Source organism: Roseateles agri (genome assembly GCF_034043675.1).
In the GTDB taxonomy this organism is placed as follows: domain Bacteria; phylum Pseudomonadota; class Gammaproteobacteria; order Burkholderiales; family Burkholderiaceae_C; genus KK5.
In genome coordinates, this window is record NZ_JAXCLA010000001.1 from 147,569 (window position 1) to 171,177 (window position 23,609).

Genomic DNA, 23,609 nt, shown 5'->3' on the forward strand with positions numbered 1-23,609 from the left:
CTCAGTCAGCTTGCAAGGCGCGTGCCACGAGACGCTCGATCGCCTGCAGCTGGAAATCGCGAGCCAATCCGCGCAACTCCGTCACGAACGGCTCGCTCGCCGGCCCGGTTTCCAGCATGCGATCGAGCTGCTGATGGATGCCCTTGACGTGGCCGCGCCGCGCGAATTGCTGCAGGATTTCCAGCTGCTCGCGCGGCGGTGCGGGCCACGCTGGAACTGGGGCCGGGGCGGCCACCACAGGCGGCGCTGCGGTCTCCTCCTCGTGCTCCCGCAGCCGCCAGCGCAGGTCGAGCCGGCGGCCCAGCCAGTCCAGCAGTTCGTCGGGCCGCACCGGCTTCAGGATGAAGTCGCGCGCCTCGATGGCCAGGCCGTTCTCGAGGCCGCGGTCGAAGGCGTTGGCCGAGACGATGGCGGCCGGCATGCCGGGGCTCAGCCGGCGGATCGCGGCCAGGGTCTGCCAGCCGTCCATGCCGGGCATGGCCAAATCCAGCAACACGGCGTCGGGCGGCCAGTCGGGGATCAGCGCCAGCGCCTCGGCGCCACCGGCCGCCGTGCGCACCTCGAAGCCCAGCGGCTCCAGCAGCGCTCGCATCAGCTGCCGGTCGGCTTCCTGGTTGTCCACGGCCAGCAGGCGGCGCGCCGGACCTTCGAAGCCGATGCGGGCGGCGCGGCGTTGCTGCTGCTCGATCGCGCCGGCGTGCAAGGTCGGTAAAAACAGCAGCAGCTCGAAGCGCGTGCCCTGCCCCGGCCGGCTCCAGACCTTCAGCTCGCCGCCCATCAGGTCGGCCAGCATCTTCGAGATGGTGAGGCCCAGGCCCGTGCCGCCGCTGGTCTCGGCGGCGGCGCTGCCGCGCTCGAAGGGCTCGAACACGCGCGCCAGTTCCAGCTCGCTCATGCCGGGCCCGGTGTCCTCGATCTCGAAGCGGGCCATCTCGCGCTGGTGGCGGATGCGCAGGGTCACCGTGCCCTCGGCGGTGAACTTCACCGCATTGCCGACGATGTTGATCAGGATCTGCTGCACCCGTTTGGCGTCCGCCCGCACCCATTGCGGGAGCCTTGCATCGGGCTGGTAATCGAACGCCAGGCCCTTGGCCGCCGCCTGCGGGCCGAGCAGGCCGGCCAGGTCGTCCATCGCCTCGGCGAAGGCCCAGGCCTTGGGCTCCAGCTTGAAGCGGCCGGCCTCGATGCGCGCCAGGTCCAGGCTGCCTTCGATCAGCGACAGCAGGTGCTCGCCGCCGCGGCGGATCACCTTGATCGCCTGGCGCCGGTGCTCGGGCATGCGGGCATCCTCGTCCATGATCTGCGCGTAGCCGAGGATGGAGTTCAGCGGCGTGCGCAGCTCATGGCTGATGCTGGTGATGTAGCGGGTCTTGGCCTCGTTGGCGGCATCGGCCTGGCGCTTGGCGAGCTGCAATTGCGCGTCGGTCTCCTTGTGTGAGGCGATCTCGGAGAACAGCGCCTGGCTCTGGCGGCGCGACTCCTCCTGCGCCACCTGCCGGCTCTTGTGCGTCAGCACCAGCCACCAGCCGACCACGCCCGACAGCAGCAGCAGCACGACCAGCGAACGCGCATAGAACAGCAGCGCCAGCACCGGCATCACCAGCGCCATCAGGCCCAGGTACTGGACCAGCCCGTTCTCCAGCAGCGGATGGAAGCGCGCCGGCACGAGCCGGTGCAGCAGCGCGCGGCTCTGCGCGCCCAGCCGCGCGTGCGGCTTGCAGAGGTCGTCGCAGCGGGCGTCCAGCGAGCAGCACAGCGAGCAGATCGGGCCTTGGTAGGCGGGGCAATGCGCCATGTCGGCGCCCTCGTACTCGCGCTCGCAGATGCAGCAGATGCGCGCCTGGCGGACCTGCACGTCGGCCTGCCGGGCGATGTAGTAGCGGCCCTTCGTGGCCCAGGCGATCAGCGGCGAGCAGACCATCGCCGCGACCAGTGCGATCAGCGCCGAGAAGGCCTGCGCCATCGGCCCGAAGAAGCCCAGGTGCGCCGTCACGCTGAGGATCGACGCCATCGCCATCGCGCCGACACCCACCGGGTTGATGTCGTAGAGGTAGGCGCGCTTGAACTCGATGCCGGGCGGCGACAGGCCCAGCGGCTTGTTGATCACAAGGTCGGCCACCACCGTCATGATCCAGGCGATGGCGATGTTGGCGTACAGGCCCAGCACGCGGTCCAGCGCCTGGAACAGCTCCATCTCCATCAGCAGCAGCGCGATCAGCGTGTTGAACACGACCCAGACCACGCGGCCCGGGTGGCTGTGCGTCAGCCGCGCGAAGAAGTTGCTCCAGGCCAGCGACCCGGCATAGGCGTTCGTCACGTTGATCTTCAGCTGCGACACCAGCACCAGCAGCGCCGTCGCGGCCACCGCCCAGCCGGGCCGGCTGAACACGGTGTCGAAGGCCACCAGGTACATCTGGTTCGGATCGACCGCCCGGTCGGTCGGCACCATCAGGCTGATCGCCAGGTAGGCCAGCAGCGCACCGCCGAGCATCTTGGCCACGCCCGGCACCACCCAGCCCGGACCGCCGGCGAACACCGCCGCCCACCAGCGCCAGCGGCGGCGCCCCGGTTCCGGCTCGGGCATGAAGCGCAGGTAGTCGGCCTGCTCGCCCATCTGCGTGATCAGCGCGATGCCCACGGTCGTCGCCGCGCCGAACAGCGGCAGCTTGAACTCGCCACCGGTCCCGTGCACGCCCGGGTAGCCGCGCACCTGGGCCACCAGATCCGGATAGCGCGTGAACACGAAGCAGTAGGGCAGCACCAGCAGCGCCAGCCACAACGGCTGCGTCCAGGCCTGCAGCTTGGCGATGGCCGTGACCCCGTGCGTCACCAGCGGCAGCACCACCAGCGCGCAGAGCAGGTAGCCCCAGCCGGGTGGGATATCGAAGGCCAGGTCCAGCGCGTAGGCCATGATGGCGGCCTCCAGCGCGAAGAAGATGAAGGTGAAGCTCGCGTAGATCAGCGAGGTCAGCGTGGAGCCGATGTAGCCGAAGCCGGCACCGCGCGTCAGCAAGTCCATGTCCACGCCATAACGCGCCGCATAGACGGAGATCGGCCAGCCGGCCAGCAGGATCACCAGGCCGGTGGCGAGGATCGCCCAGAAGGCGTTGACGAAACCGTACTCGACCAGCAGGGTCGCGCCGACCGCTTCGAGCACCAGGAATGACGCGGCGCCGAAGGCGGTGTTCGCCACTTGGCGGCCGGACCAGCGGCGGGACGCATGGGGCGTGAAACGCAGCGCGTAGTCCTCCAGCGTTTCGCTGGCGACCCAGGCGTTGTAGTCGCGGCGGATCTTGATGACGCGCTGGACGGGTTCGGTGCTGGTCGACATGGTGCGGATGCACCATCAAGAAGCGTGCCGGTGGGGATGGGGCTTGATCTTTCGTTTCCGGCTCACGCTCGGGGCATGGATGCACCAATTCGTGTTGTTAGCGCGCGCTTCCGGTGCTTGTCTTCTTCCACGGTGCCGGGATTCGCCCCGGCGGGCGAGTCCCTTTCTTGGGCGCCCAAGAAAGGAACCAAAGAAACCGCCCCTGCTGCGCCGCCCTCCCTTCGGTCGGGTGCCCTGCGATGCTCGAAGCCCGGGGCCGCGCCAAACTCGCTGCGCTACGCTCCGCTCAAACAGACGGCGCGAAGCATGTCTACGAAGCGCGCTTCGCGCGCGCCCCGGACTTCTGCGCTTCTCGGCGCCGCAGAAGGGGAACTCGATTCGGCTCGCTGCGCATCGCCTTGGTGGGGCACTCGCGCAGCGGCGCCCTTGGAGGCGATGCGCAGCGAGCCGTTCAGGCTGACCCCTTGTGGCTTCGCCGAGGAGCGCAGCGGCTTGGGACCGTGAGCGCAGCGAACCTCGTGCACTAACTTCGCGCCGCATGTCTGAGCGGAGCGTAGCGAAGCGAGTTCGGCGCGGGGCCCAAGTCGCGAGCACCGCAGGGCACCCGCAGCGCAGCGGAGGGCGAAGACAGTAGGGGCGGTTTCTTTGCCTACTTTCTTGGGCGCCCAAGAAAGTAGGTCGCCCGCCGGGGCGAGTCCCGGCACCGTCCCACCAAACAAACGCTACACATCACCGCCCCAACTGCTTCAAGCGCCCCGGCTCCACGATCTCGATCCAATACCCATCCGGGTCCTTGATGAACGCCACATCCTTCATCTTCCCCTGCTCCGGCCGCTTCACGTACACCACGCCATGCGAGTCGAACCAGGCCACCGCAGCATCCAGGTCCGGCACCGAGAAGCAGATGTGCCCGAAGCCCTGCGGCTGCGCATTGCCGTCGTGGTACTTGAACTCCGGATCCGACTCCGTACCCCAGTTGTGCGTCAGCTCCAGAATGCCGCGCTGCGAGAAGGTCCAGGCAGTGCGCTCGCCGACATCCTCGGGCGCGTCAGCCACGTCGCGGGCGAGGAAGTACAGCGAGAACTTCATCTCCGGAAAGTCCAGCTTGCGCAGCACACGCATGCCGAACACGCGGGTGTAGAAGTCCAGCGAGACCGCCGGGTCCTTCACGCGCAGCATCGAGTGGTTGAAGACGAAGCCGCGCGTCTCTTCGGCCGGCGGCTCGGCGCTGACGCCGGGGTGGCGTTCGGTGTCGAAGCTGCCACTCATGACACGGCCCTGCGCAATGCCGGCATTGGCAGCACCCGCGCCGGTTCCGGCTCGACCGACGGGTCGCGCTGCAACTGGCGTTCGGCCTCGTTGGCGCGGCGCTGCAGGTAGCGCATGCAGGTCACGCGCAAGAAGGAGGCGAAGTTCGGCACCTCCCCGCGGTGGGCCAGGATCTCGTCGTGGAAGGTCGAAATCAGCGCGTTGGTCGTGCAGCCCTCGCGCTCGGCCATCTCGGCGAGGATGTCCCAGACCATGTTCTCCAACCGCAGGCTGCTGAGCACACCGTGCATGCGCACGGTGCGCGTTCGCTGCTCGTACTGGATGGGGTCGGCTTTGACGAAGAATTCGCACATGGGGCATTCCTCCTAGATTGCTCGGGCTGTCATCTGCTGCGCGATGTACTCGGCCTGGCGGATCGCCAAGGTGACGATCGTCAGCGTCGGATTCTCCGCCCCGCCCGACGTGAACTGGCTGCCGTCGGAGATGAAGAGGTTCGGAATGTCGTGCGTCTGGCCGTGCGCGTTGCAGACGCTGTCGGCGGGGCTGGCACCCATGCGGCAGGTGCCGAGGTTGTGCGTGGACGGGTATGGCGGCGTGCGGAAGCTCTTGATCGCGCCGGCCGCCTCGTAGACACGCTGGCCCTGACGGAAGGCGTGCTCGCGCATCGCGAGGTCGTTCGGGTGGTCGTCGAAATGGACGTTGGGCACCGGGTTGCCCCAGCGGTCCTTGACGCTTGAATTCAGCGTTATGCGGTTGGTCTCGCGCGGCATGTCCTCGCCGACCAGCCACATGCCCGCCAGGCGCGTGTAGTTGTCCATGTACTCGGTGAACTCGCTGCCCCAGCCGCCCGGGTTCAGGAAGGCGGCCATGAAGGGGATGCCCAGCGACAGCGTCTCCATCTCGTAGCCGCCGACGAAGCCGCGCTTGGTGTCGTGCACGGCCTCGTCGCGGATGATGCCGGCCATGGTCGTGCCGCGGTACATGTTCACCGGCTGCTTGAACATCGCGTAGACGGAGCCGGTCATGTGGCGCATGTAGTTGCGTCCGACCTGGCCGGAGCTGTTGGCCAGGCCGTCCTTGAACATGCTCGACGCGGACAAGAGCAGCAGCCGCGGCGTCTCGATCGAGTTGCCGGCCACGCAGACGATGCGGGCCTTCTGGCGTTGCTCCTGGCCGGCCTTGTCGCGGTAGACGACACCGGTGACGCGGCCCTTGGCATCGTGCTCGATGCGGGTGACGTGGCTCTCGGGCCGCAGGTCCATATTGCCGGTAGCCTCGGCCTTGGGTAGCTCGGTGTAGAGCGTCGACCACTTGGCGCCGCTCTTGCAGCCCTGGAAGCAGAAGCCGAGCTGCATGCAGCGGCCGCGGTCGTCGCGCGGCTGGCTGTTGATGGCCATATTGCCGGTGTGCACTTCGCGGTAGCCGAGCTTGGTGGCGCCGGCGTACATCACCTTGAAGTTGTTGTTGCCGGGCAGGCCGGGGATGCCGTTAGTGCGGGTGACGCCCATCTTGTCCTCGGCGCGGGCGTAGTAGGGCTCCAGCTCCCTGAGCGTCACCGGCCAGTCCATCAGGTTGGCGCCAGCGAGGCCGCCGTAGGTAGTCTTGACCTTGAACTCGTGCTCCTGCAGCCGCAGCGAGGCGCCCGCCCAGTGGGTGGTCGTGCCACCCACGGTCTTACAGATCCAGGCCGGCAGGCCCGAGAAGTCCTTCGCCACGCGCCAGCTGCCGCTGGTGGTGCGCGGATCCAGCCAGGCGAGCTGGGAGAAGGATTTCCACTCGTCGTTGATGAAGCTCGCGTTGCTCTGCATCGCGCCGGCCTCCAGCACGACGACCTTGATGCCCTTCTGGCAGAGCTCGTTGCACAGGGTGCCGCCGCCGGCACCGGAGCCGATGATGAGGACGACCGAGTCGTCGTCGAAGTCGAATTTGGCCATGGATGTTCTCCTCGGTTCAGCCGAAGTACGGCGGTGGGCTGGCTTCCGCGGGCGGGGCGGGCAGCCAGCTCAGGTCCTGGAAGCCGCGGGTGATGTAGCCGCCCTTCTCCCAGGCCGAGCCGGGGTAGCCGAACACGGCGAAGGCCATGTCGTTGTCGTACAGCGAGGTCACGCACTGGCCGCGCACGGTGGCGAAGAAGGGCTGGCCTTCCATGGCCTTCACGATCTGCAGCTTCTTCGCGGCGCTGGCCTTGCGGAAGCTGCCGCCGGCCGCCTTGTCGAGCGCGGCGATGCCTTCGCTCTGTTGCGTGGCGGCGGCCGGGTCGGCGGAGGCCTTGGCATCGAGGTCCTTGGCCAGCAACGCGTAAACCGCATCCGGCAGCTTCTTGTGCGGGAACAGCGTGCGGCCCATGGCCATCAGCGTCTCGCCCTGGGCCTTGGTCAGCGTCTTCAGCGGCAGTGCCCAGGCGGTGGACGGCGCCAGCGCCGCCAGCACGCTGCCGGCGGCCAAGGTGCCCACCAGCACGCCGGAGCCCTTGAGGAAGCCGCGCCGGGCCAGCGGCAGTTGGCTCATGTCCGGCACGTGGCCGTCGTACTCGTCTCCGCAACCGGACGTCTTCGCCGGCGCGATCGGAATGGTGCGCATGGTGCTTGTCTCCTGTCGTTGTCGGCGGGTCCTTGGCGCCCGTCGTGAATCCAGTGTTGCACCGGGCCTCCTGCACCGGGTGATAGCGGCTTACCTACAGGGAAAGCCCCTGGTCGGTGCATGCACAGGCCTCCGAAGATCGGCGGGCATGGCTTTTGCGCCAAGCTGACCAACAAGGATTGAGTGGAGCGAAATGGACTTATCGCCAAGAGACAAGGACAAGCTGCTGATCTTTACGGCGGCGTTGCTGGCCGAGCGCCGCAAGGCCCGTGGCCTGAAGCTCAACTACCCCGAGGCGGTGGCGCTGATCAGCGCCGCCATCATGGAAGGCGCCCGCGACGGCAAGACCGTCGCCGCGCTGATGAGCGAGGGCAAGACGGTTCTCACGAAGGCCGATGTGATGGACGGCATCGCCGAGATGATCCCGGAGATCCAGGTCGAGGCCACCTTCCCCGATGGCACCAAGCTGGTGACCGTGCACCAACCGATTGCATGAGAGAAAAGGACGCACCGAGATGAAGAAAAACAGTCTGCTGATCGCACTGGCTCTTTCCGTGGCCAGCGGCCTGGCCTCGGCCCACGTGGGCACGGATGGCGCGGCCCACCACCACGGTTTCGTCGACGGCCTGGTGCACCCGTTCACCGGCGTCGATCACCTGGCCGCGATGCTGGCCGTGGGCATCTGGAGCGCCGGTGCCTCGGTGCAGCGGCGCTGGACCGCTCCGCTGATGTTCGTCGCCATGCTGCTCGTCGGCGCGCTGCTGGCGCGGGCGGGCGTGGTCTTCCCTGCCGTTGAGACGATGATCGCCGGCTCGCTGCTGGCCGCCGGCGCCTTGCTGCTGGCGCCGAAGCAGCTGCCGCTGGGCGGCCTGGTGATGGGCGGCTTCGCCTTGTTCCACGGCGCGGCGCATGGCGTCGAGCTGGCAGGTGATGCGGCGCTGGGCGGCATGGTCATCGGCACGGCCACGCTGCACCTGCTGGGTATCGGCCTCGGCCTGCAGATGCGCCGGCACTCACTGCTGTTGCCGCGAGTGGCCGGTGCCGCTATCGCACTGCTGGGCCTGGGGCTGCTCGCATGACCCCGGGCGAACTGCTGATCGACGACGAGTCCGCGGTCCATGTCCTGAACCCCGGCCGTCGCACGCTCACCCTCGTCGTCGAGAACACCGGCGACCGCCCGATCCAGGTCGGCTCGCACTACCACTTCGCCGAGACCAATGCCGCCCTGAAGTTCGACCGCGCCGCCGCGCGCGGCATGCGGCTGAACATCGCCTCCAGCCTGGCCGTGCGCTTCGAGCCGGGCCAGCAGCGCACGGTGGAGCTGGTCGATTACGCCGGTGCCCGCGAGGCCTGGGGCTTCCGCGGACAAGTGCAAGGAAAAATCTGATGGCAACGTTTGGACGGCGTGCCTACGCCGAGATGTTCGGGCCCACCGTGGGCGACCGGCTGCGGCTGGCGGATACCTCGCTGGTTATCGAGGTCGAGCAAGACCTGACCCTGCGCGCGGGCGGCTACGGCGAGGAGGTGAAATTCGGCGGCGGCAAGACCATCCGCGACGGCATGGGCCAGAGCCAGCGCGCGAACGGTCCCGGGCCCGGCGACGCGATGGACTGCGTGATCACCAACGCGCTGATCGTCGACCACTGGGGCATCGTCAAGGCCGACATCGGCCTGCGCGGCACCCGCATCGCCGCCATCGGCAAGGCCGGCAACCCCGATGTGCAGCCGGGCGTGGACATCGTCATCGGCCCCGGCACCGAGATCATTGCCGCCGAGGGCATGATCGTCACCGCCGGCGCGGTGGACACACACATCCACTTCATCTGCCCGCAGCAGATCGAAGAGGCCATGATGAGCGGCGTCACCACGATGATGGGCGGCGGCACCGGCCCCGCCACCGGCACGCTGGCCACCACCTGCACGCCGGGCCCCGAGAACATCAAGCGCATGCTGCAGGCGGCCGACGCGTTCCCGATGAACCTGGGCTTCCTCGGCAAGGGCAACGCCAGCCGACCCGAGGCCGGGCTGCAGCAGATCGGCGCCGGCGCGATCGGCCTGAAGCTGCACGAGGACTGGGGCACGACGCCGGCGGCCATCGACATGTGCCTGCAGGTGGCTGAGCAGACCGACACACAGGTCTCCATCCACAGCGACACGCTCAACGAGAGCGGCTTCGTCGAGGACACGATCGCCGCGACGAAAGGCCGCACGCTCTGCGCCTTCCACACCGAGGGCGCCGGCGGCGGCCATGCGCCGGACATCATGCGCGTCGTCGGCGAGGCGAACTTCCTGCCCTCGTCCACGAACCCGACCATGCCCTACACCGTCAACACGGTGGACGAGCACCTGGACATGCTGATGGTCTGCCACCACCTGGACGCCAGCGTGGCCGAGGACCTGGCCTTCGCCGAGAGCCGCATCCGCCGCGAGACCATCGCCGCCGAAGACGTGCTGCACGACATGGGCGCGATCTCGATGTTCTCGTCCGACAGCCAGGCCATGGGCCGCGTCGGCGAGATGGTGCTGCGCTGCTGGCAGACGGCGCACAAGATGAAGCTGCAGCGCGGCGCCTTGCCCGGGGACAGCGAGCGCAACGACAACGAAAGAGTGAAGCGTTACATCGCCAAGCTGACGATCAACCCGGCGTTGTCGCATGGTGCGGCGCACGAGATCGGCTCGATCGAGGTCGGCAAGTGGGCCGACATCGTCTTGTGGCGCCCTGCCTTCTTCGGCGTCAAGCCCAGCCTGATCCTGAAGGGCGGCTTCATCGCCGCCTCGCTGATGGGCGACGCCAACGCCTCGATCCCGACGCCGCAGCCGGTCCACTACCGGCCGATGTTCGGCGCCTTCGGCGGCGCGCTGCACGCGGGCTCGCTGACCTTCGTCTCGCAATCGGGTGCCGCTGAAGTCGAGGGTTACGGGCTGAAGAAGCAGATCGCCACCGTGCGTGGCAACCGCAAGGTGACGAAGCGGGACATGGTGCGCAACGCCTATCTGCCGAAGATGGAGATCGATGCGCAGACCTACGAGGTGCGAGCCGACGGGGCTTTGCTGACCTGCGAGCCGGCCAAGGAATTGCCGCTGGGACAGCGCTACTTCCTGTTCTGAGCCATCTGGCGAACAGTGCCGGGCGCCCACCGCGCCCCGCACTGTTCGCAGCACCGCAACGCGCGTTGCGCGCACGCCGGTTTTTCTTGCGGGCCGCCCGGCATACATTGCTGGCGACGATCTACCGCACGGGCAGTCACGCTGCCCACAAGCCCCGACCCGCCGAGCGCGCGCGCTTCGGGGCGTCAACCAGGGCACGCAGTACGGGCCACGATGAAATCCCCCAAAGTTCTCTACATTGCCATGCGGCTTCTCCAGTCGGCCGCCCTGGCGGCCCTCGGCGTGGCCGGCTCCGCGCAGGCCCAGGGCAGCGATGCCGCCCTGATCGAGCAAGGACACCGGCTCGCGATTGCCGCCGATTGCGCGGCCTGCCACACGACGCCCAAGACCGGCGCAGCCTTCGCGGGCGGCTACCCGATCGTCTCGCCGCTGGGCACGATCTACGCGTCGAACATCACGCCGTCGAAAGCGAACGGCATCGGCGACTACACGCTCGAGGAGTTCCAGGCCGCGCTGCGCCAGGGCGTCCGCAAGGACGGCGCGCATCTCTACCCGGCGATGCCCTACACCTCGTACACGCAGCTCAGCGATGCGGACACCGCGGCGCTCTACGCGTACTTCATGCACGGCGTGAAGGCGGTGGACCAGCCGGCGCCACAGACCTCGCTGCCCTTCCCGTTCAACCTGCGCAGTTCGATGGCGGTGTGGAACGCGATGTTCCTGAAGGACTCTCGCTTCGTGCCCGATGCATCGAAGAGCACCGAGGTGAACCGCGGTGCCTACCTGGCCGGCGCGCTGGCGCACTGTAGTGCCTGCCACACGCCGCGCAACGCGCTGATGGCCGAGGACGGCACGAAGCCGCTGGGCGGCGGTTCGCTGGGCCCGTGGTTCGCGCCGAACATCAGCGCCGATCCGAACAGCGGCATCGGCGCCTGGACCGAGGCGGAGCTGGTGCAGTACCTGAAGACCGGCCGGGTGCACGGCAAGGCCCAGGCCGCCGGCCCGATGGCAGAGGCGATCGAGCACAGCCTGCAGTACCTGCCCGACGAAGACCTGAAGGCCATCGCCGTCTACCTGAAGCAGACCGCGGCCATCTCGGACGGTCAGTCCAAGCCGCGCTTCGACCATGGCGAGGCGTCGGCGAGCGAGACCGAGATGCGCGGCCGGGCGACCGATGTCGACGCCGGCTGGCGCATCTTCAGCGGCAGCTGCGCCGCCTGCCACCAGGCCAATGCCACCGGCACGGGCAACGAGGCCTATCCCTCGCTGTTCCACAACACGACCACCGGCGCCGACCGGGCCGACAACCTGATCGCCACCATCCTGTTCGGCGTGGACCGCACGGTCGACGGGAAGCCGCATTTCATGCCGGCCTTCGGCGATGCGGCCTCGTTCACCGACCGACTGGGCGACCAGGAAGTCGCCGACGTCGCCAACTACGTGCTGAGCCACTACGGCAACGCCGCCGTCAAGGTCAGTGCGCAGGACGTGCAGACCGCGCGAGCCGGCGGCAAGGCGCCGCTGCTGGCGACCTTGCAGCCCGCCATCGCCCCGGCGCTCGGCGTCGTGCTGATCGTCCTCATCCTTCTCGTCGTGCGTGGCTCGCGGGCCCGCAGGAAGCACTGACCATGTCCCACCTCCTGAACGAATCACCCGGGCTCTCGCGCCGCACGGTGCTGGCCGGCGCCATCCTGACCGGCGGCGCGCTGGCCCTCGGCGGGGCGGCGGTGTTCGGCAGCCGCGGCGCCTTCGCGGCCGTCGCCTCGCCGGCCGACTTCCAACGCCTGTCGGAGTTCCTCACCGGCGGCCAGCCGCTCGCCACCGGCCTCGCGGCGCGCTTCCAGGCGGCGCTGGCCCGCCGCGACACGAGCTTCAACGACAAGGTCCAATCGCTGCAGGCCTACGTGGACGCGGCCAAGGCGCCGTCGATCGACGATTTGCTGGCGCGCCCGGACCTCTCCGAGCCGCTGCGCAAGACCATCACCCAGATCGTCTCGGCCTGGTATCTGGGCATCGTTGGCGATGACGACAAGACCGAGCTGGTCAGCTACGCACAGGCCCTGATGTACCGGCCGACGCAGGACGTGCTGGTCATCCCCACCTATGGCGGCGGCCCCGATTCCTGGGGCGAGAAGCCGACGCCCGCGCCGACGCCGGCACCTACGAACGAGAAGCAAGCCGCATGAGCAGCAGTACCGAATTCGATGCAGACCTGATCGTGATCGGATCGGGCGTGATGGGCGGCCTGGTCGCCAGCCGCCTGGCCAAGGCGGGCAAGTCCGTCATCATTCTCGAAGCCGGGCCGCGCGTGCGCCGGGCCGACATCGTCGAGACCTTCCGCAACGCGCCGGTCAAGCTCTCGCTGGCGAACATGAAGGCGCAGGGCGCCGGTTCGCCCTTCCCGAACCCGCCGCACATCCCGTCCACCTACGGCAAGTACCTGAAGCAGACCGGGCCGGTGGCCTACCCGGCCAAATACCTGCGCGTGGTTGGTGGCACGACCTGGCACTTCGGCTCGGCGCTGTGGCGAATGATCCCGAACGACTTCAAGCTGCGCACCTTGTACGGCCGCGGCCGCGACTGGCCGATCGGCTACGACGAGCTGGAGCCCTACTACTGCGAGGCCGAGGCCGAACTGGGCGTCTCCGGCGTCGACGGGCAGGATGAGAGCGGCCACGGCGGCGAGGCCTGGCCGCCGCGCTCCAAGCCCTTCCCGATGAAGGGCCTGAACGAGCCCTACTTCATGAAGCGCGCCGCGGAGATGCTGGCCCCGGGCGGCTACCACCCGGTCATCGAGCCGCATGGCCGCGCAAGCCGCCCCTACGGCAACCGGCCGGTCTGCGCGGGCAACAACAACTGCAACCCGGTCTGCCCGATCGGCGCGAAGTACGACGGCTCGATGCACATCGACGAGGCCGAGCGCCACGGTGCCAAGCTGCTGGACAACGCGGTCGTCTACAAGATCGAGGCCGGCGCCGACGGCAAGATCACGCGAGTCCACTACAAGACGCCGGACGGCAGCTCGCACCCGCTGACCGCGCGTCACTTCGTGCTGGCCGCCTATGCGATCGAGGGACCGAAGCTGCTGCTGATGTCCACGTCCGAGAAGTACCCGAACGGCATCGCCAACTCGTCCGACCAGGTCGGCCGCAACCTGATGGGCCATACCGGCATCAGCGCCAACGTGATGATGAACGAGGACGTCTGGCCCGGCCAGGGCCCGACCGAGCTGCTGGTCTACCTGAACTACCGCGACGGCGAATTCCGCAAGGACATCCCGAGCTACAAGACCAAGTTCCGCAACACCGTCCCCACCTCGCAGATCGCGTCCGACCTGCTCGCCAAGGGCTACCTGGGCAGCAAGCTGGATGCCGAGATCCGCCGCCAGTCGGCCCGCTCGCTGAACATCGCGGTCGACCTGGAGACGGAAGCGCAGCCGCAGAACCGCATCGTGCCGAGCAAGACGACGGTCGACGCTCTGGGCCTGCCGGTGCCGGAGATCTACTACAGCGTCAACGACTACTGGAACGCCGGCCGCGACTTCGCGGTGAAGGACCTGACGAAGATGGCTGGGCTGATGAACGCCGACATCCTGAAGATGGACACCGGCCACCAGGATCGCCAGCACATCATGGGCACGACGATCATGGGCGACGACCCGAAGAACTCCGTCGTCGACCGCGACTGCCGCACCCACGACCACCCGAACTTCTTCATCGCCGGCACCGGCGTGATGTCTTCGGCCTCCTGCATGAACCCGACGCTGACCGGCGCAGCGCTGAGCCTGCGCATAGCCGACACCTTGCTCAAGGAAATGTGATCGCGCGCGGCAGTAGTAGCCGCTGAATCCTGGCGTTATTCTTCGGACCGCAGCCTGTGTGAGGGCTGCAAGATCGAGGCCGCAAAGCTCCGACCGAAAAGACAAGCCGCCACTCATGGATCGCCTTCCCGAGCAAGTGGTGACCTGGCACAACCAGCACCCGCTCGCCAAACGCATCAGCATCTACGACGTCCACACGATTGGCGTTGTGGCGCTGCCGTTCATGCGCAGCGGCCCGCCCCCGCGCGGGCCGGTGGAGCCGGTGCTGACGGACGAGGTGTCCGACGAGAGCCTGGCTGCCTGGGGCAGCGAGGACAGCACCGTCGCCGCGAACACAAACGCGGCCCACCTGGACGCCCTGGCCGACCAGGAAGACGTGGAGACGCCGCCCTCGGCCGCGCCGGGCCGGCCCGGTTGGCGCGAGCGCCTGATGGGGCTGCTGGGCTTACTGGGACGAGGCGGCAAGGGCAAGACACCTGACGAGGGCTGGCCGGCCTTCAGCGAGCGCTTCATCGACGGCCTGTCGGCCCGGCGCGTTGCCCGCTTCGCGCTGGAGCACGGCTACAGCGCCCGCCCCGGCGACGAGAGCTGGCCGCATCGCGTGATCCCGATCGACGAGAAGAAGATGAGCGGCGACGGCGTGGCCGGCGGCGCCTGGCCCTTCGAGATCTACCTGGTGAGCACGGCGATCGACGCCGGCAGTTCGCGCAGCCGCATCCTGGCCGGGCGCAGCGCCGGCGCCGCGCTGCCACCGATGCTGGGCAAGCGCTGCCTGGATCCGAAACGCGTGGGCGTGGCGGCGCTGGTACCGCTGTGCATCGTGGCGGCGGCCGGGGGGCTGCTCTGGCACCGCAGCGCGCCGGACGGCGCGACGCTGGAAGCCGCGGCCGGCGCAGCGTCGGCACCGCCGCCGGCGAGCAGCGGCGCGGCGAGCGGCACGGTCATGGTGGCCACCGCGCCGGCTTCGGCAGCTTCAGAAGCGGAGCCGGCGGCGGCGAGCGCGCCGATGGCGGAGTCACATGTAGCCGAGGCCGAGGTCGCACCCGCCGCAAGCGCGGCCGCGTCGGAGCCGGTGATCGACATCCGGCCAAAACTGGTCGAGGGCGGTGCCAGCAGGCCTGCGGCGCCACCGCTGATGGCGCAAGTCAGCAGCGCCCCGCCGCCAACAGCCGCGCCGGCCCCCCCGGTCCCGACAGCGGCGGCATCCGAGACACCGACGCTGCCAGTCGCCAGCGTCCGGCCCGACCTCAAGCAGGCGGCGCAGAAGGGCACGCCGGTCGTCGCCCTGGTGGCGCCGCCAACGCGCAACAAGGCCGAGGCCGAGGCGATGCTGGCGAAGATGCAGGAACTGGTGAAGCCGCTGCAGCCGAACGATTCGGCGACGATGCAGGCGCAACTCTTCGAATCACCGGAGGGCTGGCGCGCCGCGATCTGGCCTTTCGGCAGCCGCGTCGAGGCTCAGATCATCAACGCGACGCTGGTCGCCCGCGGCCTCCATACGAAGGCCGTGGACTTCTGACGGGACTGTTCGTCAGCCCTTCGAGCCGCGCGCCGTGATGATGGCGTCCGCCACGTTCTTCGGCGCTTCGCTGTAGTGCTTGAACTCCATCGTGTATGTGGCACGGCCTTGCGACATCGAACGCAGCGTCGTCGAGTAGCCGAACATTTCCGACAGCGGGACTTCGGCCTTGATGACCTTGCCGCCACCGACCATGTCGTCCATGCCCTGCACCATACCGCGACGGCTGGACAGGTCGCCCATCACGTTGCCGGCGTAGTCTTCAGGCGTCTCGACTTCCACGGCCATCATCGGCTCCAGGATCACCGGGCTGGCCTTGCGGCAAGCTTCCTTGAAGCCCATCGACGCAGCCATCTTGAACGCGTTTTCGTTCGAGTCGACCTCGTGGTACGAGCCGAAGGTCAAGGTGACCTTGACGTCCACCACCGGGAAGCCCGCGAGCACACCATTCGGCAAGGTGTCGATGACGCCCTTCTCGACCGCGGGAATGAACTCACGCGGCACGACGCCACCCTTGATCGCGTCGACGAACTCGAAGCCCTTGCCCGGCTCCTGCGGCTCGACGGTAAGCACGACGTGGCCGTACTGGCCCTTGCCGCCGGACTGGCGCACGAACTTGCCTTCGACGTCGGTCGCGGTCTTGCGGATCGTTTCGCGGTACGCAACTTGCGGCTTGCCGACGTTGGCCTCCACGCCGAACTCACGCTTCATGCGGTCGACAATGATTTCCAGGTGCAGCTCGCCCATGCCGGAGATGATGGTCTGGCCCGACTCTTCATCGGTGCGCAGGCGGAAGGAAGGGTCTTCCTTGGCCAGGCGGCCCAGGGCGATACCCATCTTTTCCTGGTCGGCCTTGGTCTTGGGCTCGACAGCCTGCGAGATCACCGGCTCCGGGAACACCATCTTTTCCAAGGTGATGATCGAGTCCGGATCGCACAGCGTTTCACCGGTCGTCACGTCCTTCAGGCCCACGCAGGCGGCGATGTCTCCGGCCAGAATTTCCGAGATTTCTTCACGCTGGTTGGCGTGCATCTGCAGGATCCGGCCGATGCGTTCCTTCTTGTCGCGGATCGGGTTGTAGACGCTGGCACCCGACTGCAGCACGCCCGAGTAGACGCGCACGAAGGTGAGCTGACCCACGTACGGGTCCGTCATCAGCTTGAAGGCCAAGGCGGAGAACTTCTCGTTGTCGTCGGCATGGCGCACGACTTCCTTGTCGTCCTCGTCATGGCCGGGCACCGGCGGGATGTCCACCGGCGAGGGCAGGAAGTCGATCACGGCGTCGAGCATGCGCTGCACGCCCTTGTTCTTGAAAGCGGTGCCGCACAGCATCGGCTGGATCTCGCCAGCAATGGTGCGCAGGCGCAGGCCCTTGATGATGTCCGCCTCGGGCAGGTCGCCGTTCTCCAGGTAGGCGTTCATCAGGTCTTCGTTCGCCTCGGCGGCGGACTCGACCATCTTCTCGCGCCATTCCTCGGCCGAGGCCTGCAGCTCGGCGGGGATTTCCTCGTAGTTGAACTTCATGCCCTGCGAGGCTTCGTCCCAGTAGATGGCCTTCATCTTCAGCAGGTCGACGACGCCGGTGAAGGCATCCTCGGCGCCGATCGGCAGCACCACCGGCACGGGATTGGCGCGCAGGCGGTCGACCATCATCTGGCGCACGCGGAAGAAGTCGGCGCCGATGCGGTCCATCTTGTTGACGAAGGCCAGGCGCGGCACCTTGTACTTGTTGGCCTGGCGCCAGACGGTCTCGCTCTGCGGCTGCACGCCGCCGACCGAGTCGTAGACCATGACCGCGCCGTCGAGCACGCGCATCGAGCGTTCGACTTCGATGGTGAAGTCGACGTGCCCGGGCGTGTCGATGATGTTGAAGCGGTGCTCGGGGTAGTTGCGCTCCATGCCACGCCAGAAGCAGGTGGTGGCGGCGGAGGTGATCGTGATGCCGCGTTCCTGCTCCTGCTCCATCCAGTCCATCGTGGCGGCGCCGTCGTGCACCTCGCCGATCTTGTGGTTGATACCGGTGTAGAACAGGATGCGCTCGGTCGTCGTCGTCTTGCCCGCGTCGATGTGGGCGGAAATGCCGATGTTGCGATAGCGCTCGATGGGTGTTTTGCGGCTCATGATGTGCTCCGGGTCAAGCCGGTGAATGTAGCCGGCAAAGGTGAGGTCTGCATGACTGAGTTCAAGCCGGCTCGACGACAGCGCGGGGTTTCGCGCCGATCAGCAGCAGAAGCAGTAGTGCGCCCGCCGCCAGCAGCCCGCCGGCGATGGACACGGCCGGGTAGCCCCAGCCAGCCGCGATCACGCCGCCGCCCAGCGCCGCGCCGAGCGCGTTGCCCAGGTTGAACGCGCCCACGTTGACCGAGGACGCCAGGCCCGGCGCCTCGGCCGCGGCCGCCATCACGCGCATCTGCGCCGGCGGCACGATGGCGAAGGTGGCCGCGCCCCACAGCAGCAAGCCCGGCAGCGCGCCGTATTCGCTGGCCAGCAGCCAGGGCAGCACGAACATCACCAGCGCCAGCGCGCCCAGCAGGATCAGCGAACCCTTTTCCAGCGACCAATCCGCCAGCTTGCCGCCGGCCCAGTTGCCGATCGTGAAGCCCAGCCCGATCGTCACCAGCGCCAGCGTGACGAAGCCTTGCGAGGCGTGCGCCAGATGCGCCAGCGCCGGGGCGACGTAGGTGTAGAGCGTGAACATTGCGCCGGAGCCCAGCACCGTCGTCAGCATCGCGACCAGCACCTCCTGGCGCGTCAGCACGCGCAGTTCGCGCCGGATGTCCGGCATGCGGCCGGCCTCGCCGCGCGGCAGTGCCAGGGCCAGCGCGGCGATGGCCAGCACGCCCAGGCCGGCCGTGCCGGCGAAAGCCATGCGCCAGCCGATCTGCTGGCCGATCCAGGTGGCGGCCGGCACGCCGCCGATGTTGGCGATGGTCAGGCCCATCAGCACGGTGGCGACGGCGCTGGCCTGCTTGTCGCGCGGCACCAGGCTGGCCGCCACGACGGAGCCGATGCCGAAGAAGGCGCCGTGGTTGAGGCTCGTGATGAGGCGCGCGGCCAGCAGCGTCCAGTAGTCCGGCGCGATGGCCGACAGCAGGTTGCCGAGCACGAAGATCGACATCAGCCCGATCAGCGCCGTCTTGACCCGCGCCCGGGCCAGCGCCAGCGTCATCACCGGCGCGCCCAGCATCACGCCGATCGCGTAGGCGCTGACCAGCAGGCCGGCCGTGGGGATCGACACGCCAACGCCGTCGGCGATCACCGGCAGCAGGCCCATCGGCGCGAATTCGGTGGTGCCGATGCCGAAGGCGCCGACGGCCAGGGCCAGCAAAGGCCAGGTCGATTTCATGTTCTTGGATCCCGTACGGAAATATTGCAGCGCAATGTATCTGTGGCTCAAAGGGCTTGCCGGCTCAAGGCCATCGGCAGGCACGGCATTCGCTACAGTGCGGGCTTCCCTTTGCAAGCGCCGTGCCGCCCATGCTCACCGTCAACAAACTGATCCAGCGCGGCCAAGGCCTCGCCCCCGTGCTGCTGAAGCGCGCCGCCACCGTCTCGCTCGATTGGGACGTGCGCCAGAAGAGCCGCTTCGACCTCACCGACAGTCTGGGCCGGCAGGTCGGCGTGTTCCTGCCGCGCGGCACCGTGGTGCGCGGCGGCGACGTGCTGGTGCTGGTCGAGGACGGTTCGCTGGTCGCCGTGCAGGCCGCGCCGCAGCCGGTGCTGGAGGTGCGCGCCTGCGCCGAGCACGGCAGTCCCTTCGACCTGCTGCGCGCCGCCTACCACCTGGGCAACCGCCATGTGCAGCTGGAGCTGCAGCCGGACCGCCTGCTGCTGGAGCGCGACCACGTGCTGGCCGACATGCTGCGGCAGATGCACCTGATCGTCACCGAGACCGAGGCGGCCTTCGAGCCCGAGGGCGGCGCCTATGCGGCCGAGGGCCATGCGCATCATGGCCACGGGCACGACCATGGGCACGGGCATGGCCACTCTCACGCCGCGCCGGGCAAACCGGTCGGCATCCCCGTGGCCGCCGCGCCGCACGTGCACGGCCCCGGCTGCAAGCATTGACGCCGGCGATGGTGTCGCCGTCCGCCTGGCTGCAGCTGATGCAGCTCGCCTCGCCGGCGCTGCCGGTCGGAGGATTCAGCTATTCCGAGGGGCTGGAAGCGGCCGTGGACTCCGGCCGCGTCACCGACGAGGCCCAGGCCCTCGCCTGGCTGCTGGACCAACTGCGCCTCTCGCTCGCCCGCGCTGACCTGCCCGCCTGCGCCGCCGCGGCACAGGCCTGGCGCGATGGCGACCTGGCCCGCGTCGCCGCGCTGAACGACTGGGTGCTGCAGACCCGCGAGACCCGCGAGCTGCGCCTGCAAGCCGAGCAGATGGGCCGCTCGCTGCTGGAGTGGCTGAAGAACAAGGCCGCGCTGAGCGAAGCCCAGCGTGACCAACTGAAGGCCCTGGCCGCGCTGCAGCCTGCGCCGAGCTGGCCGGTCGCCTTCGCGCTGGCCGCCGCGCAGACCGGCGCACCGCTGCGCGAGGCCATGCTGGCCCATGCCTTCGGCTGGGCCGAGAACATGGTGGCAGCGGCCGTCAAGGCCGTGCCGCTGGGCCAGAGCGCCGGCCAGCGCATCCTGGAGGCGCTGAGCGAAGCGATCCCTCCCAGCGTGGATCAGGCCCTGGCGATGGGCGATGGCGAACGCCAGGCCTTCGCGCCGATGCTGGCGATCCTGTCGGCGCAGCACGAGACGCAGTACTCCAGGCTGTTTCGCTCCTAGAACCCGCAAAGCGCGGCACAAGTCACGACTCGAAGCCCGTGTAGGCAAGTTGCCTACGCGGGTTTGCTGTTTTGCAGGCTCGCGACTGCCAGCTTCGACCGCTGCTCCGCTCGATCGCTTTCCGGAACCATAACGGTCATGGAAACGGGCAAGCCGCCCGGTCCGGAACGCCAAGGGAGACAAGGATCATGAACACCAAGAGCCTTCTGCTGATCGCCGCACTGCTTGCTTCTGGCGCCGCCCAGGCCGTCACCGCGAGCAACACCTTCCAGGTCACGGCCACCGTCATCAGCTCCTGCACCGTCTCCGGCACCGCCCTGAACTTCGGCAACACGATCGACCCGCTGGCCGCCGCCGTGCCGCTGGACGCCACCTCCACGCTGAGCGTCACCTGCTCGAACACGACACCCTACACCGTTGCGCTGAACGCCGGCAGCAACGCCGGCGGCGCCTCGAACTTCAGCGCCCGCGCGATGAAGGCCGGCAGCCGCTCGCTGGCCTACCAGCTCTACCTGGACACCGGCCGCTCCAGCGTCTGGGGCGACGGCACGGCCAGCAGCGCCACCGTGGCCGGCACAGGGACCGGCAGCGTCCAGACGCTGAGCATCTACGGCCGCCTGCCTTCGCTGGCGAACGTGGCGCCGGGCGCCTACACGGACACCGTCACTGTCACGATCACGTATTAATCCGGTCACAAACAGCGGGCGCATTCCGCACGGGTGCGATGCCGCGTGTACATTCGACTCAAAAGGGAGCCACATGAATGGCCGACTGGCGAGGAGACATCTCGTGACCGTGCTGACCCGTTTGAAGATCGGCCCCCGGCTGCTGCTGGGTTTCGCCTCCGTGCTGGCACTTGCCCTGCTCGTCGGCGTGTTCTCCATCAACCGCATCGGCAAGGTGAACGACGCCACCACCGATATGGCGACCAACTGGCTGCCGGCCACGCGGGCGCTCGGCGAGTACCAGGGCGTGCTCTCCGCGATGCGACGGGCGGAAGCCCGATTCGTGATGTCCAGCGAGCCGGAGAAATACCAGTCGCAGGTCACGCGCGTGCAGGACCTGAAGCTCAAGGCGCAGGCCGCCTGGAAGCGCTACGCGGCGACGGACGCGAACGACGAGGAGCGACGTTTCCGTGTCGCCATCGAGGCGGCCCAGGGCGACTACTTCGCCAACGTCGACCGCCTGATGGCCTTGCAGCACAGCGATGCCGGATTCGACACGGCGGGCCGGGCGCAGTACGACAAGGGTCTCGCGCCGTTCAACATCATCATCGACACACTAGCCCAGGACGTCGACCTGCAGACCAAGGGCGGCGACGTGGCCTACCAGGCCTCGCAGAGTGCGTTCGAGCAGACGCGCTGGGCGGTGATCGTGCTGCTGGTCGTGGCGCTCGCACTGGGGGGCGCGCTAGCGCTGCTGATCACGCGCTCCATCACCCGGCCGATCGCCGTGGCGGTGAGCGTCGCGCGGACCGTGGCCGCCGGCGACCTGACCGTCGATGTCATGGTGGACAGCGATGACGAGACGGGCCAACTGCTGGACGCGCTCAAGCAGATGAACGGCAGCCTAGCGACCATCGTCAGCCGCGTGCGCAACAGCTCGGACTCGATCGCCACCGGCTCGGCCGAGATCGCCACCGGCAATGCGGATCTCAGCCAGCGCACCGAGGAACAGGCCAGCAATCTGGAGCAGACGGCCGCGTCGATGGAACAGCTGACCGCCACCGTCAACCAGAACGCCGACACGGCGCGCCAGGCTGCCCAGCTCGCCGGCGGCGCCACCGATGCGGCGATGCAGGGCGGGCGCGTCGTCGACCAGGTCGTCTCGACGATGAACGAGATCACCGACAGCAGCCGCCGGATCGTCGACATCATCGGCGTCATCGACGGCATCGCCTTCCAGACCAACATCCTGGCGCTGAATGCCGCCGTCGAAGCGGCGCGGGCGGGCGAGCAGGGCCGCGGCTTCGCGGTGGTGGCGTCGGAGGTGCGCAGCTTGGCGCAGCGCTCGGCCAGCGCGGCCAAGGAGATCAAGTCGCTGATCGGCGCCAGCGTGCAGAAGGTGGAGACCGGCTCCAAGCTGGTCCACGAGGCCGGCCAGTCGATGGGCGAGATCGTCTCGCAGGTCAAGCGCGTCAACGACCTGATCAGCGAGATCAGCGCCGCCAGCATCGAGCAGAGCAGCGGCATCGGCCAGATCGGCGATGCGGTCAATCAACTGGACCAGGTCACGCAGCAGAACGCGGCGCTGGTCGAACAGAGCGCCGCCGCGGCCGAGAGTCTCAAACACCAGGCCGCCGATCTGGCGCAGACGGTCGCGGTGTTCAAGCTGTCCGGCCGGGGGATCTGAGCCGGCGCGTCACAAGCCGGACCTTCCAAACGTCTTGCTGGGTAGGGACGGCCCATTCCGGTGCCGTCCGACCCGTCAACCGCGGAAGGACCGTGCATGAACGTGACGATCATCGGAGGCAGCGGCCTCATCGGCAGAAACCTCGCCCCGCTGCTGGAGGGCGCCGGCCATCGCGTGACCGTGGCTTCGCCCCCGCAAGGCGTCAACACCCTCACCGGCGAAGGCCTGGCCGGCGCGCTGAGCGGCGCGGACGTGGTGGTGGACGTCAGCAATTCCCCCTCGTTCGAAGCGCAGGCGGTGCTGCAGTTCTTCCGCACGTCCACGGCGAATCTGCTGGCTGCCGAGGCAGTGGCCGGCGTCGGCCACCACGTGGCCTTGTCCGTCGTCGGAGCCGATCGGCTGACCGACAACGGCTATATGCGCGCCAAGATCGCGCAGGAAGCGCTGATTCGGGAAGGCAAGGTGCCTTACACGATCGTGCGCGCGACCCAGTTCTTCGAGTTCCTGAGCGCCATCGCCAGTGATGGCGGTGCGGACGGCCGGGCCGCCCACGTTTCATCGGCTCGCTTCCAGCCTATTGCCGCCGCAGACGTGGCGCAGCTCCTGGCCGGCGTCGTGTCGCAGGCGCCGCGCAACGCGGCCATCGAGATCGGCGGGCCGCAGCGCCTGCCGATGAACGAAGCCGTGCAGCGGGCGCTCGACGCCCAGGGCGACCCGCGCCGCGTCGTCGCGGATGCGCAGGCCCCGTACTTCGGCTCGGTGCTGGACGACCACGCGCTGGTCACGGCAGCCGAGGCGGCAATCGGCACGATCACGCTCGATGCCTGGCTGGCCAAGGCCGCCCAAGCCGTCTGATAC

Annotated in this window: 20 protein-coding genes; 13 read left to right on the plus strand and 7 right to left on the minus strand. The window is 68.4% G+C overall.

Translation table 11 applies throughout. The features are described 5' to 3' along the window. Window position 1: 1 nt before the first annotated feature. The 5 genes from SNE35_RS00655 to SNE35_RS00675 form a co-directional block, all read right to left on the minus strand. Complete coding sequence (locus SNE35_RS00655) at window positions 2-3,331, minus strand: hybrid sensor histidine kinase/response regulator (protein WP_320420804.1); 3,330 nt, start codon at window positions 3,329-3,331, stop codon at window positions 2-4. A 729-nt stretch (window positions 3,332-4,060) separates the two neighbouring features. Further along, entirely contained in the window at window positions 4,061-4,600 is a 540-nt protein-coding gene (gene gloA, locus SNE35_RS00660) for a lactoylglutathione lyase (protein WP_320420805.1), read from the minus strand. Then, entirely contained in the window at window positions 4,597-4,953 is a 357-nt protein-coding gene (locus SNE35_RS00665; protein ID WP_320420806.1) for a ribbon-helix-helix domain-containing protein, read from the minus strand. Before SNE35_RS00665 ends, gloA begins: the two co-directional genes overlap by 4 nt. Before the next feature lie 12 nt (window positions 4,954-4,965). Continuing rightward, the gene (locus tag SNE35_RS00670; RefSeq protein ID WP_320420807.1) at window positions 4,966-6,534 is read right to left on the minus strand and encodes a GMC family oxidoreductase; all 1,569 of its coding nucleotides are present in this window, start codon (window positions 6,532-6,534) and stop codon (window positions 4,966-4,968) included. A gap of 16 nt (window positions 6,535-6,550) precedes the next feature. Continuing rightward, a complete protein-coding gene (locus SNE35_RS00675; RefSeq protein WP_431312692.1) occupies window positions 6,551-7,180 on the minus strand; it encodes a twin-arginine translocation signal domain-containing protein in 630 nt (209 codons plus the stop codon). A gap of 193 nt (window positions 7,181-7,373) precedes the next feature. On the opposite strand from SNE35_RS00675, the gene ureA reads away from it, so the two are divergent. The 8 genes from ureA (at window position 7,374) to SNE35_RS00715 (ending at window position 15,627) form a co-directional block, all read left to right on the plus strand. Continuing rightward, window positions 7,374-7,676: an urease subunit gamma gene (gene ureA, locus SNE35_RS00680; protein WP_320420808.1), complete on the plus strand. Its 303-nt coding sequence runs from the start codon at window positions 7,374-7,376 to the stop codon at window positions 7,674-7,676. Between the two features lie 19 nt (window positions 7,677-7,695). Then, window positions 7,696-8,259, plus strand: a complete 564-nt coding sequence (locus SNE35_RS00685; RefSeq protein WP_320420809.1) for a HupE/UreJ family protein — start codon at window positions 7,696-7,698, stop codon at window positions 8,257-8,259. Further along, on the plus strand, window positions 8,256-8,567 hold the full coding sequence (locus SNE35_RS00690) for an urease subunit beta (protein WP_320420810.1): 312 nt from the start codon (window positions 8,256-8,258) through the stop codon (window positions 8,565-8,567). The genes SNE35_RS00685 and SNE35_RS00690 overlap by 4 nt, the downstream gene beginning before the upstream one ends. After that, the gene (gene ureC / locus SNE35_RS00695; protein WP_320420811.1) at window positions 8,567-10,288 is read left to right on the plus strand and encodes an urease subunit alpha; all 1,722 of its coding nucleotides are present in this window, start codon (window positions 8,567-8,569) and stop codon (window positions 10,286-10,288) included. Before SNE35_RS00690 ends, ureC begins: the two co-directional genes overlap by 1 nt. Before the next feature lie 213 nt (window positions 10,289-10,501). Then, entirely contained in the window at window positions 10,502-11,914 is a 1,413-nt protein-coding gene (locus tag SNE35_RS00700) for a cytochrome c (RefSeq protein WP_320420812.1), read from the plus strand. Between the two features lie 2 nt (window positions 11,915-11,916). Continuing rightward, window positions 11,917-12,474, plus strand: a complete 558-nt coding sequence (locus tag SNE35_RS00705; RefSeq protein ID WP_320420813.1) for a sugar dehydrogenase complex small subunit — start codon at window positions 11,917-11,919, stop codon at window positions 12,472-12,474. Next, window positions 12,471-14,108, plus strand: a complete 1,638-nt coding sequence (locus tag SNE35_RS00710) for a GMC family oxidoreductase (RefSeq protein ID WP_320420814.1) — start codon at window positions 12,471-12,473, stop codon at window positions 14,106-14,108. The genes SNE35_RS00705 and SNE35_RS00710 overlap by 4 nt, the downstream gene beginning before the upstream one ends. A 115-nt stretch (window positions 14,109-14,223) precedes the next feature. After that, the gene (locus SNE35_RS00715; protein WP_320420815.1) at window positions 14,224-15,627 is read left to right on the plus strand and encodes a hypothetical protein; all 1,404 of its coding nucleotides are present in this window, start codon (window positions 14,224-14,226) and stop codon (window positions 15,625-15,627) included. A 12-nt stretch (window positions 15,628-15,639) separates the two neighbouring features. On the opposite strand, the gene fusA is transcribed toward SNE35_RS00715, so the two are convergent. Further along, window positions 15,640-17,748, minus strand: coding sequence for an elongation factor G (gene fusA, locus SNE35_RS00720; protein WP_320420816.1), 2,109 nt, complete (start codon window positions 17,746-17,748; stop codon window positions 15,640-15,642). 61 nt (window positions 17,749-17,809) lie between these two features. Continuing rightward, window positions 17,810-18,973 carry an MFS transporter gene (locus SNE35_RS00725; protein ID WP_320420817.1) on the minus strand — a complete coding sequence of 388 codons (1,164 nt, stop codon included), beginning with the start codon at window positions 18,971-18,973 and terminating at the stop codon, window positions 17,810-17,812. A gap of 131 nt (window positions 18,974-19,104) precedes the next feature. Here SNE35_RS00725 and ureE point away from each other — a divergent pair, with 131 nt between their 5' ends. The 5 genes from ureE to SNE35_RS00750 all read left to right on the plus strand — a co-directional run bounded on the left by ureE (window position 19,105) and on the right by SNE35_RS00750 (window position 23,606). Beyond that, on the plus strand, window positions 19,105-19,695 hold the full coding sequence (gene ureE, locus SNE35_RS00730; protein ID WP_320420818.1) for an urease accessory protein UreE: 591 nt from the start codon (window positions 19,105-19,107) through the stop codon (window positions 19,693-19,695). 8 nt (window positions 19,696-19,703) lie between these two features. Then, window positions 19,704-20,399, plus strand: a complete 696-nt coding sequence (locus SNE35_RS00735) for an urease accessory protein UreF (protein WP_320420819.1) — start codon at window positions 19,704-19,706, stop codon at window positions 20,397-20,399. A gap of 188 nt (window positions 20,400-20,587) precedes the next feature. Continuing rightward, the gene (locus SNE35_RS00740; RefSeq protein WP_320420820.1) at window positions 20,588-21,085 is read left to right on the plus strand and encodes a Csu type fimbrial protein; all 498 of its coding nucleotides are present in this window, start codon (window positions 20,588-20,590) and stop codon (window positions 21,083-21,085) included. Between the two features lie 103 nt (window positions 21,086-21,188). Further along, a complete protein-coding gene (locus SNE35_RS00745) occupies window positions 21,189-22,751 on the plus strand; it encodes a methyl-accepting chemotaxis protein (RefSeq protein ID WP_320420821.1) in 1,563 nt (520 codons plus the stop codon). A 96-nt stretch (window positions 22,752-22,847) separates the two neighbouring features. Continuing rightward, complete coding sequence (locus SNE35_RS00750; protein ID WP_320420822.1) at window positions 22,848-23,606, plus strand: SDR family oxidoreductase; 759 nt, start codon at window positions 22,848-22,850, stop codon at window positions 23,604-23,606. The last annotated feature ends 3 nt before the right edge of the window (window positions 23,607-23,609 follow it).